This window comes from Hyalangium sp. (assembly GCF_035629615.1).
GTDB lineage: Bacteria > Myxococcota > Myxococcia > Myxococcales > Myxococcaceae > Hyalangium.
In genome coordinates this window covers 15,980-27,129 of the sequence record NZ_DASPHO010000526.1, presented here as the reverse complement: position 1 = coordinate 27,129, position 11,150 = coordinate 15,980, and the positions used below count along the sequence as shown (strand labels likewise).

Sequence of the window (11,150 nt, the reverse complement as noted above, 5' to 3'; positions counted from 1 at the left end):
ATGCAGATCAGCGAGGTGTCCGGGACTGTGGAGGTCCGGCGCGCGGACGGAACGTGGGAGGTCGTGAAGGCCGGCAGGGTCCTGCACCCCTCGGAGGCCATGCGCACGAAGGACGGCTCGTACGCGGTGCTCATCGGCGAGTCGGCGGAGGTGCGGGTGGAGCCCGGCACCGAGGTGTCACTGGAGGAGCTGACGGCCGAGGTGTCCCGCTTCTTGCTGGCCAGCGGTATGGCGACGGCCTCCGTGCGCGCCGGCAAGCGGCACACCTTCGAGGTGAGGGCCGCCGGCACCGACGCCGTGGCGCGCACCACCGAGGGTATCTTCACCATGAGCAACGATGGGGCCGGCACCGTGGCCGTCGGCACGCGCGAGGGCGAGGTGGCGTTCCTCGGCAATGGCAAGGTGGTCATCGTCCGCGCCGGCCAGCAGTCCGTGGTGCGGCCGGGCTCCGCTGGCCCCTCGGAGCCGGTGAAGATCCCCTCCAGCCTGCTGCGCAAGGTGCAGTGGCCCTCCGCCCGGCAGAACAAGCGCGAGATCACCGTGCAGGGTCAGGCCGAGCCGGGCACCCGGCTGGAGATCGCCGGGGAGAGCTTCTCGCCGGGCCAGGACGGCGCCTTCACCCGCACCGTGTCCCTGAAAGAAGGGGAGAACGACGTGAAGCTCAAGGTCTCCTCCGTGGGTGGCCAGAAGGAGGAGGCCAGCCAGAAGTTCAACGTCGACACCCAGGCTCCTTCGATGAAGGTCAAGGTCCCCTGGGGTAATTCCGGGGGTCAGGACTCACCCGGAGAAGGTCAGGAATAACTCTTGGGGGCCGACCTGCGAGATAGGATTTCTGGGAATTCGGAGTCGCTTGTAGAGTCAGCGGCAATCTGAACCGGCTCGCTCCAGTCCTGCTTCTGCTGCTCTCCTCGGCAGCGCTGGCGGATACGCTCGAACTCCTCGGGCCTTCCGAAGCCGTGCCGCCGGAGGCCTTTGCCGTGGCGCTGGTGAGGCGAGACGCCTCAGGCGCCCTCGCTCCCCTGGAGGCGCCGGTGCTGTCCGCCGAGGGCGCGGAGGTTCGCCCCGGGCCCCCGCAGCCGCCGCTGAGCACCTTCCTCGTCATGCCCCAGCCGGGCGCACGCGCGGTGGTGCTGCGAGCCCGCTCCGGCGCGCTGCGGGCAGAGGCGCGCTATGCGATCGGGCCTCCGGCCGCCGAGGTGACGCTGGCGCTGGAGCCGCCCAGGCCTGTGAAGGGAAGGGACAAGGAGGCCACCCTCACCGTGCGCATGCTGCGGCCGGATGGCGCACCGGACGACTCCGGAGCACCACCGGTGGTGCGGGCGAATGTCGGCCGCGTGGAGGCGCTCGCGAGGACGGGGCCGGGCACGTACCGCGCCCGCTACGTGCTGCCAGGGACGAGCTACCCGGAGGTGGCCATCCTCGTGGCGCTCTCGGCGTGGCCTCATCCGCAGTCCATCTATGGCGCGTACGGGAAGATGCTGGTGCCGCTGGCGGCGGCGGTGGAGCTGCCGGGCGAGACGGAGCCGGGCGCGCAGATCTCCATCATGATCGCCGGGACGACATTTGGCCCGGCACAGGCCGGCAGTGATGGCAGCTTCAAGCTCCCCGTGGTGGTTCCGCCCGGGCATCCCTTCGGGCAGGGGCGGGTGATGGACAAGGCGGGCAACGTCAAGCGCAGGCCCATCGATCTGGGCCTGCCGCCCACAGATGGCCTGGCCTGCGTGCTCAACCCGACGCGGCTGCCCGCGGACGGGGCCGCGCGCGCGCGGATGCTGTGCGCGGCGAGTGATCGGTCGGGCCGCCTCGTGCCGGACGCACGCGTCACCGCGAGGCCGCGCTATGGCACCCTGAAGGGGCCCCAGCGGGCCGAGGGAGGCCTGCTCGAGTGGATCTACACCGCGCCCCGGGAGCTCCCCACGGAGCCCGAGCGCATCCTGGCGGCGTGGCCTCAGAGAGGCTCGAGCTCTCGGGAGGAGCTGACGCTCCAGCTGGTGCAGGGGCCGGTGGAGAAGATCTCCCAGGCCATCGCCGAGCCGCTCGTGCACCGCGGCGCCGAGGTGGGCGTGAGCGTGACGGTCGAGGATGCCTTCAGCCGGCGGCGGCCCGGAGCGCAGGTGGCGCTGAGCGCTTCCGAGGGGACGCTCGCCCCGCCTCGGGAAGAGCGCCCTGGCGTGTTCCAGAGCCGCTGGAACGTGCCCGCCGAGGGGCCTGCCGGAGAGGTCGCGGTGATCGCGCGCGCCTTCGGGCCCACTGGGAGCGAGCCGGCGCGCATCAGCGCCTGGGTGCGGGACGGGGAGCTCCAGGTCGGCGTGTCGGATCTGGCCGGGCTGCCCATCCCCGCTCAGCCGCTGAAGGTCGGCGGCGAGCAGCGTGAGACAGGGGTGGATGGGACGGTCAGCCTGGGCCCGTTGCGCCCTGGGAAGTTCGAGGTGGTGCACGGCGTCTGGCCAGGGCTGCGCAAGGTGATCCATGTGCTGGGGCCGAGCGGTCCGGTGTACCCGCAGGATCCACCGCTGGTACCGGCACCCGTGGCGCGCAAGGTCCGGATCGAGCCCTTCGTGCCCGTGAACGTCCGGCTCGAGGTGGACGGAGCCCAGGTGGCGTACTGGGTGGAGGATCTCCGGGGCAACCGGCTCCCGGATCGTCCGGTGCATGTGGCGCTCTCCTCGGGACGCCAGGAGGCCGTGGAGGTCCATGACGGGAAGACTCGGTTCCGCGTCGTGGGCGCGGCGCCCGGGCGTGTGAGTGTGTCCGTGGCGGACGTGCAGACGGGGATGACGGCCGTTGCCGAGGTGAAGCCGTGAGGTGGCTCGCGTGCATGCTCGGCGTTGCGTTCCTCCCCTGGGCCGCCCAGGCGCAGCAGCCCGTGGAGGATCCGCCGGGGCTCTCGTCCACCCTTGCCGGCCGGGTGTGTGACGATCGGGATGGGGATGGGCGCTGCGCACCGGAAGAGCCGGGCGTCCCGGGCGTGCGGCTGGTGCTCGCCACGGGGAGCGAGGTGCGCACGGACTCGCGGGGGCGCTACCACTTCACGGGCGTGGACTCGCGCACTCCGGATGCAACGGGCGGCGTGCACCTGCGGCCTGGGCGCCACCGCCTGCGGGTGGACCCGCGCACCTTGCCGCCCGGGGGAAGGGCGAGCGTCGAGGCCGCCACCGTGGAGGTGCCCTGGGGCGCTGTCGTCCTCCAGGACTTCGCGGTCCGCATCCGTGTGGAGTCCGTGCAGGCCCTGGCCTCTGCTCCCGCGGAGGCTCCTCCTCAGGCGGAGATCCGCGAGGAGGGGGTCGCCTTCGTCGTGACAGGGCAGGCCTCGCCGGGAGATCAGGTGCGCATCGCGGACACCGAGGCCCAGGTGGATGCGGATGGGACGTACCGCTCCACCGTCCTGCTCAGGGCCGGAGAGAACGTCCTCTCCATCACCGCGACGTCGCCGGGAGGTACGGCGCGGTTCTTCCGCCAGCGGGTCGACGCCGTGCGGCGGGAGGGGAGCTGGCTGCTCGCCCCCCGCGCCATCGAGCCCGTGGGCGTGCTGCGGCTGCCGGCCGGGCGTGAGGAGGAGGTCCCCAGCGGCGCATCCTCGCTGCGGGTGGAGGCCCCTCAGGGGACGCGCGTGCGCACGTCACAGGGCGAGGTGACGGTAGGGCCCCAGGGCGAGGCCGAGGTGCCGATCCTGCTCTCGCCGGGACGCAACCGGGTGGAGCTCGAGCTCGAGCGGCCGGGCGAGTCTCCCTGGAAGGAGACGGTGTCGATCGTCGCCGTGGCGCGGCCCTTCTTCGTGGGGCTGCTGGATCTCGAGGGCGCGTATTCGCTCGGTGATGGGGCCTTCCAGCTCCATGGCCGCGGGGCGGCGCATGTCGAGGCACGGCTGGGCGAGCTCCAACTCCTGGGCGAGCTGGATCTGCGTGACACGGACTTCCGGACGTTGCGGCGTGAGGACGCGGCGGCCTGGCTGCGCCCACGCCTGCCCGAGCGCTTCGAGCGGAGCCTGGATCCGGAGCGGGCCATCGACGAGTGGGGGGATGACTCCGTGGGCCTGGCCCCCAACGCCGCGGAGGGCCGCCTGCGCCTGGAGGCCCGGCACGATGCATATGGCCGCGCGGGCGTCGGGACGTACCGAGCTTTGATGGCGGACGGGGAGATCGGCCGCTACCACCAGCCCCTCTTCGGGCCCTTCGCGGAGCTGAAGACGGAGGCGGGCCCCGTCCGCCTCGGTGTGAACGCGTTCGCCGGGAGCCTGACGGATCCCGTCCGAGGGCTGTCCACGAGGCCGGCCCACGAGGAGCTGCACGCCACCGGAGGCAGCCTCTACTTCCTGGGCGCGGCCGCCGTCGTGGAGGGCTCCGAGCTGCTGCGGGTGGAGCTGCGGGACGGGCTCACCGGGCTGCCGCTCGCCGAGCAGCACCTGATCCGGGGCCGGGACTACGAGATCGACTATGCCGCGGGGCGCATCCTCCTGGCGCGCCCGCTGTCGTTCCTCACCGGTTACCCCTGGCTGCGCACCGATGCCCTGACGGCGGCGCCGGAGCCCGTCCTCGTCGCCGACTACGCCGCGCTCGAGCTGTCCGGCTCTCGGGACACAGCCGGTGGCGAGGCCTGGGCGGAGTGGGGCGGCACGCGGGTGTCGCTCGCCGCCGTGCGCGAGCGCCGCGCGGGGGCTCCCTATGGGCTCTTCTCCGGACGAGCGCGTGGAGCGCTGGGCGGCTACACGCTGGAGGCGGAGGTGGCGCACAGCTCGGGGCAGGCCATCTCCCCAGGCGTGTTCGGCGTCTCGGATGACGGCGGCCTCACGTACCTGCGGCCAGGGGCGGACCTGGCCACGGGCGGCGAGGCCCTCGGGGTGCGGGTGCATGGCCCGGGGCCGCTCGAGGGTGGCTCGGTGGACGCGGCGTTCCGCTGGCGGGATCGGGGCTTCTCCGACGGTGCCCACACGGAGGCCGCACTCTTCCGGCAGCTCTCCCTGCGCGCCTCACAGCCGGTGGGGGACGTTCGCCTCACGCTGCTCGGGGACGATCGGCGCTCGGCGGATCCCCGCCTGCCGTTCGCTCCCTCCTCCATTGCCGCGCGCACGCTGGGGGTGGGCGCCAGCTACGAGCGCGAGTCCTGGAGCGTGCGCCTGGAGCTGAGGGATGCATGGCTGCGCGCCTCCGAGGTGGCAGGGGAGGGGCCCGTGCTGGCGGGAGGAAGGACGTCGGTGGGGCTCCAGGGGCGGCTGCGCGTTCACGAGCGGGTGGTGCTCTCGGCGGGGCATCGACAGGCGCTCCTGCGCCGGGGAGAGGGCCCAGGCAGCGTGGATGACTCGTTTGCCTCGGCAGGAGTGGACGTGCAGCTGGACGAGGACACCACCGTGGGCCTCCGCGGCGGCTGGGGGCCGGAGCTGGGCCCGCAGGTCTGGGCGAACGCCGCCTCGCGCCGGGGGCCCGAGGTCTTCTACGGCGGCTACTCGGTGGACGTGGACGGTCCGGACTTCGGCGCGGGCCGCGCGGTGATGGGGGCCCGCACCGAGCTGGAGGGTGGGGCGAGCGTCTTCGTGGAGGACATCAGCGCGCACGACGCGAACGCGGTGCGGCGGGCCCGTGCGGTGGGCTTCCAGCAGGCCGTCTTCGGCGGGCTGCAGGTGGGCGGGCGCTACGAGCGGGGCGTCCGCAACCCGCTGGATCTGCCCTCCTCACTGACGCGCGACAGCGGAGGCCTCTTCGGGCAGCTCGTGAGAGAGCGTCTCCGGGTGGACGCCCGGGCGGAGGTGCGCCGCGAGCGGGGTACTCCGGTGCGCGGTGCGCAGGGGGCCGTGGATCGCCTGCAGGCGGTGGTGGCGCTGGCCGCCGAGGCGCTGCTGCGAGAGGACCTGAGCCTCTCCGGGCGTGTGAACTTCGCCCGCACGGTGGGTGCCGAGCGGCTGGAGGAGCGGCTGCTGGAGGGCTCGGCCGCCGCCGCCTGGCGCCCAGGTCCATTCCTCGTCGTGGCGCGCTACAGTGTCACTCGCGAGCTGCTCCCCGGGGCTCGGGGCGCGTTCGGCGATCGGGCCCTCCAGGTCCTCTCGCTGTTGCCCGCGGTTCGCCTGGGAGACCGGGTGTCGGTGGCGGCCGGGCTGCACGCGGGCCGCTCGAGTCTGGGGGATGCCGCCGCCTGGGTGGGGACGGGGACGCTGCGGCCCTCGGTCCGGGTGGTCGGGGGTCTGGAAACCGCGGTGGAGGTCGCACGGCGTACCTCGGCGCACGAGGGTGGATCGCTGAGTGCGCTTCGGGCCGAGGTGGGGTATCGGGTGGACGAAGGACTGCGCTTCGCCGCAGGCTACACGGTGTTGGGTTTCAGCGGCCTGGGGCTGTCTGAGGAGACGACGGATGAGTCAGACCGGCTCTACCTCCGAGCAGAACTGGCCTACTAGGTGGCGGCCACGGCTGCGGCTTGCCCTGATCGTGGGCGTGCTGCTGGGAGCGATCACCCCCTCAGCCCGTGCCGGGTGGAGCGTGAGGAGCGTCCAGGGAGTCCCCAATGACGTGGAGGTGTGGGATCCGAGCCTCTTCTCGGTGTCGACCAGCACGGGTGCCTGGCTGTTGAGCACAGATGGGACGACGCTGGCGAGCATCCCCTCGGTCCCGCCACGCTATCCCTCGGGCACCTACCGCATGAGCGGGGGCTGCTTCCTGGCCTTCCTGGACGGCGACACCGTGGAGTCGGTGCTCCCGGCGTTCTGTGCCAACGGTACGGGCCCCATCGGCAACACGTCCATCCAGGTGCTCCGGGTGAAGGCCACCGAGACGGGGGCCGCCTACGCCATGGGACGAGAGTTCTCCCCTGCGGGGACGCGGATCGGGTTCACCTCTCCCGCCAACTTCGACAGCAGGCCCTGGGGCCAGGGTGGGCAGCCCTCGCTCACGGGGACTCCCATGACCCTGGGGGTCGTGCACCACGGCACCTCCGATCATGCCCTGATTGCGACGGGGCTCACCCGAGAGACGCAGCTGCACTGGCTCGTGGATGGCGTTCGGACAGGGGTCTTCCGCGTCTTCGATGGAGGCCCTCCGGCCAAGGAGGTGCAGACGATCGATCTGTTTGCCGGTGGAGGGAACACCCCGACGGCTCTGTTTGGCTGGTCCACGGGGCTCCAGCGGGGACGGCTCGTGACGGACGGCGGGACTCCCTTCCAGGAGGTGTCCTTGCCTGGAGGCCCGGGAGCCGTCGCGGCCGTGGATGTGAACACGGGGCCCGGTGCCCTGCACGGAGATGGCTTTGGGATGGCGACGGTCCTGCGCGCGGGCGAAGTCACCCTGGTGAGCGCGGTGCCTACGGACCAGCCCCAGGACATCGCCACCCAGTGGCGGGCCAACCCGACGGTGCCCACCTCGCTGACCGCACCCCGATACCTGAAGTGTCTGGGCGCGAAGACCTGTGTCATCGCTCAGACCGTCGCGGATACCTCCAACCTCTTCGTCTACACCAACGACGCTCCACCCACGCTCACGGTGGCGCCGGGTGTGCCCGAGCCGTTCTCTCTGGAAGAGGGGACGAGCCGCACGGTCCAGCTCCGCACGTCGGACCTGGATGGGGACGCGGTCCGGTTGGCAATGGTGCCGGCCAGTCTCTCGAGGCCGGGCTTCTCCATGACGACCGCGGCGGTGGGGGGCGGCCTGGACGTCTCACTCCAGGCGGGCACGATCTGCGCGAACATCACCCAGAACCTCCAGATCACCGCCACCGACGGCCTGGATGCCCATGCGGTGGTCCAAGACTATCTCCTCTTCGTGCCGCACACGCTTCGCCCGCAGGCACCCGTGGTCTCCCCCTCTGGGACGATCCTCCTGCAGCCCGGAAGCGGGCCGAAGACCCTCACGGCCGAGGCGAGCTCTGCGTGCGCCATCAGCGACTTCAACTGGAAACCCTTGTCGGATGGCGGCGTGCCGCTCGCAGTGTCCGGGCCGACGAACTCGGTCGCCATGTTTCCGACGCCCGACATGATGTGCAAACCCCAGGGCGAGACCCATCTCTACCGCGTGGTTGCGATCGACGAGGGAGGGCTGAGCTCCCTTCCCACGGACTTCACCATCCAGGTGCTGCCATGGGGTGCCCCCCACCGTCCCTTCGCGGCGGGGAGGGAGGGGACGGTCCTGGCGGGGGCCAGCGTGGGTGCGCCCCTGTGGCTGAGGCCTGACATGCCCACTCACCCGTGCGCGATTTCCACGGGCTTTCCGGGGGTGGATACCCTCTGGTCGACCGCGGACGGCGGGCTGCCGCCTCCGGGGGTCCGGTTGCGCGCCAAGGGCGGAGCGTTGATCCCGGGCTCCAGCGCCGTGACAGAGGAACTCGGCATCGAAGCGGACGAGTGCACGGATGTCTCGTTCGCGCTCACCGCCCAGCACTACACGCGCGGTGGCTTTGGGAGCGGGGGCGAGATCGCTACCGTCCTGGTGAGGGTGGACAAGAACTGGAACCCGGTCTCTGAAGGGTCCGTGAAGCTCTCCACGAGCACCTCGACGGCGGAGACCGTGGCGGGGACGGCGAGCCTGACGGGGATCCGGTGTCTCCCGCAGCGGGGAGACCTGGGGCTCCAGGCGCGCCTCAGGCTGAAGAGCGGTCAGACAATCCTCCGCGAAGTGGTCGTCCCCGTCCCTGGCCCCTGGCAGTTCACGCTCGGCGAAGCGTGCCTGGGGGCCACCTACCAGCTCGAGGGAGAGCTGCTGGTGGATGGCGCAGGCGGCGGGGCTCTGCCGGGCGGCAGGTGGGCCTTCGACTCGAAGCCCTCTTCGGTGGTGGTGACCGAGCCGATCACCGTGCCGGCCGTGGAGCAGGCTCAGCTTGACCTCGTGGAGCCTGCACCCCTGGTGGCTCGCTGTGGCCAACCGGCCACGGGTATCTTGGAGCAGCGCCTCCAGGCACCCTGCTCCGAGCTGGAGCTCCAGTGGAGGCAGGTGGGCGGGCCTCCGCTCATCCTGGACGCTTTCTCCGGACAGCGGATGGAGGTGGCCACGCAGGAGACGGCCTTCGACGAGCTGATTGGCCAGTCCGTGCTGATGAGCGTCACCTCCGATCAGGTGAGGGTGGACGCGCCGGAGCCCATCGCCTTCCCCATCATCGCGGAGCCCTTCGTCGAGCTGCAGCGCCTCACCGAGAAGGCCACGGGCACCGACAGCGATCTCGTCGGCGTGTCCGTCGAGCTGCGCAACACCACGGAGTGCGGCGTGCGCCAGGTGGACCACGTGGAGCGCATCGAGGGCATGGACTACGTGCCCGGGAGCGCGCGCTTCAATGGCACCCCTGTGGAGGCCCTCCTCGAGGGGGACACACTCAAGGTGGAGGGGCTCCTGTTGGAGGGCAGTACCACGGGCCGGCTCACGTACGTGGTGCGCCCGCGGCTGCTCGAGGGCGCTCGCTTCGGCGGGCAGTCCTTCCTGCGCAGCGTCCCCATCTCGCGTCTGCTGGAGGATCCTCCGGTTGCCGGGTGTGGGTGCTCGGGCGGTGGCTCGGGGCTGGCGGTGCTCGGGCTCGCGGGCCTGGCCGCGACGGTGCGCCGCCGCCGCCGCTCGTGAGCTGCGGGCTCCGCCGTCACAGTCCGAAGGAGATGCGGCGCTTGCTGGGCTCCTCGCGCCGCTCCTGGAGGATGCCCATCAGCTCCAGGCCGTGCAGTGTGCCCAGCGTCTCGCGCTCCGAGAGGTCCGTGAGCGTGAGCAGATCTTCCACCGTCTTGGAGCCATCCGCGTAGGCCAGCAGCATCGCCTGGGGGCCCGTCAGCTTCAGCTCGTGCAGCGCATAGGGAGCATCGGCCGTCGGGGTGAGCCGGCGCGCGCGCGGCATCTTCTGCCTCAGGGTCATCAGGGTCTCCAGCTTGAGCACACCCTCCAGGATGAGATCCCCCGGGAAGATGGACAGCGGCACCAGCCCCGCCCGCTGCAGCCGCATGGGACTGAAGCCATAGCCTCCGGACGACCAGGCGAAGGCGGACCAGATGATCTCCTTCACCTGATCCTCGACGAGCACCCGGCGCTTCTCCGCGTCGAGGAGGCCCAGGCGCATCATCGCGTCCCCGGTGCGGACTCCCCCTTCCTTCGAGAGCGCCGACACGGCCTGCAGGTCGCTCTCGGACAGCAGGCCGCGGCGGGCACAGAAGCGGGCGAAGCGCTCGTGTGCCAGGTTGGACGCGGCGTACACGGGCTTGCCCGCCTCGAAGTAGACGACCTTGAGGATCTGGCCCTGCTTGAGCTTGAGTTCCCCATGGTGACGCGCCTCGTAGTACGCGTTGAGGAGCCGGGGGATGGTGGCTTCCTTGATCTCCCCTTCGAGCGTCCACTCCGGCAGGGTGCGGCGGCCCACGCGGACGGGCGTAGGGGCCTCCTGGCCGGTCTGCTTGGCCCATACCTTCTCGCGCTGGCCGAAGGGCAGGACCTCTGGCTCTTCAGGAGCCTGGAGCTCGGGTTCAGGTCCGGGCTCTGCCTCGCTCTCACTGGGAGGAGCAGGCGCTTGATCGACCGGGGGCTGGGTGCCGGGCCGGGGCTCGCTCGTCGCGGTGGCCTCGGCCAGCTCGGCCAGGAGCGCCGGGTCGGGACCGAGCACGGGGTGGGCCGCGCGGGGCGGGGGCTCCTCCTCAGGGAGCAATGCGTCCGGCGGCAGCGCAGTGGCGAAGGGTTGGGTGACCTCGTCGTCGTCGTCGCCGTCGTCGTCGTCGCCGTCGTCGTCGTCCTTCTTGGCCTCCTCCGAAGCCACATCCACGTCCATGAGCTCGAGGATGGCCTCCTCTTCCTCCTGGGCCTCGGGCGGCGGCGGGGGGGGGAGCACGGTGCGGGGGAGGCCGCACTTCTGCTCAATCGCCAGCAGGAGGGCATCCAGCTCGAACGGCTTGGGGAAGAAGTCCCGGGCGCCGTAGACGGTGATGGCCTCCCGGGCGAGGCGATCCCCCTTGTACACCCCGCTGATGGCGATCGCGGGGATGGCGTGGGGAATGAGCGCGGTGAGCAGCTCGGAGCCGCGCATGTCGGGCAGGTGCAGGTCCACCACGGCCGCGTCGAAGGCTTTGGGGCGCAGCAGGGCGAGCGCCTCCTCGCCCGTGTGCACCGCCTGGGCAGAGTGGCCACGGCTCTGGGCTGCCGCCACCATCAAGGAGGCGAGTTCGCGGTTGTCTTCGACGATGAGCAGTCGCGCCATGGGGGCCTGTCACCATAGCA

General features: G+C 71.6%; 5 protein-coding genes. 4 read left to right on the top strand and 1 reads right to left on the bottom strand.

The genetic code is table 11. The features are described 5' to 3' along the window. The 4 genes from VD972_RS26735 to VD972_RS26720 form a co-directional block, all read left to right on the top strand. Window positions 1-801: FecR domain-containing protein (locus VD972_RS26735; RefSeq protein WP_324991573.1), on the top strand; the 801-nt coding region annotated here is incomplete at its 5' end. 176 nt (window positions 802-977) lie between these two features. After that, on the top strand, window positions 978-2,804 hold the full coding sequence (locus VD972_RS26730; RefSeq protein WP_324991572.1) for a hypothetical protein: 1,827 nt from the start codon (window positions 978-980) through the stop codon (window positions 2,802-2,804). 14 nt (window positions 2,805-2,818) lie between these two features. Further along, entirely contained in the window at window positions 2,819-6,382 is a 3,564-nt protein-coding gene (locus VD972_RS26725) for a flagellar motor protein (RefSeq protein ID WP_324991571.1), read from the top strand. Beyond that, window positions 6,339-9,521, top strand: coding sequence for an MYXO-CTERM sorting domain-containing protein (locus VD972_RS26720; RefSeq protein ID WP_324991570.1), 3,183 nt, complete (start codon window positions 6,339-6,341; stop codon window positions 9,519-9,521). The genes VD972_RS26725 and VD972_RS26720 overlap by 44 nt, the downstream gene beginning before the upstream one ends. Before the next feature lie 16 nt (window positions 9,522-9,537). Here the strand turns inward: VD972_RS26720 and VD972_RS26715 are convergent, their stop codons facing one another. After that, window positions 9,538-11,130, bottom strand: a complete 1,593-nt coding sequence (locus VD972_RS26715; protein ID WP_324991569.1) for a response regulator — start codon at window positions 11,128-11,130, stop codon at window positions 9,538-9,540. Between the last annotated feature and the right edge of the window lie 20 nt (window positions 11,131-11,150).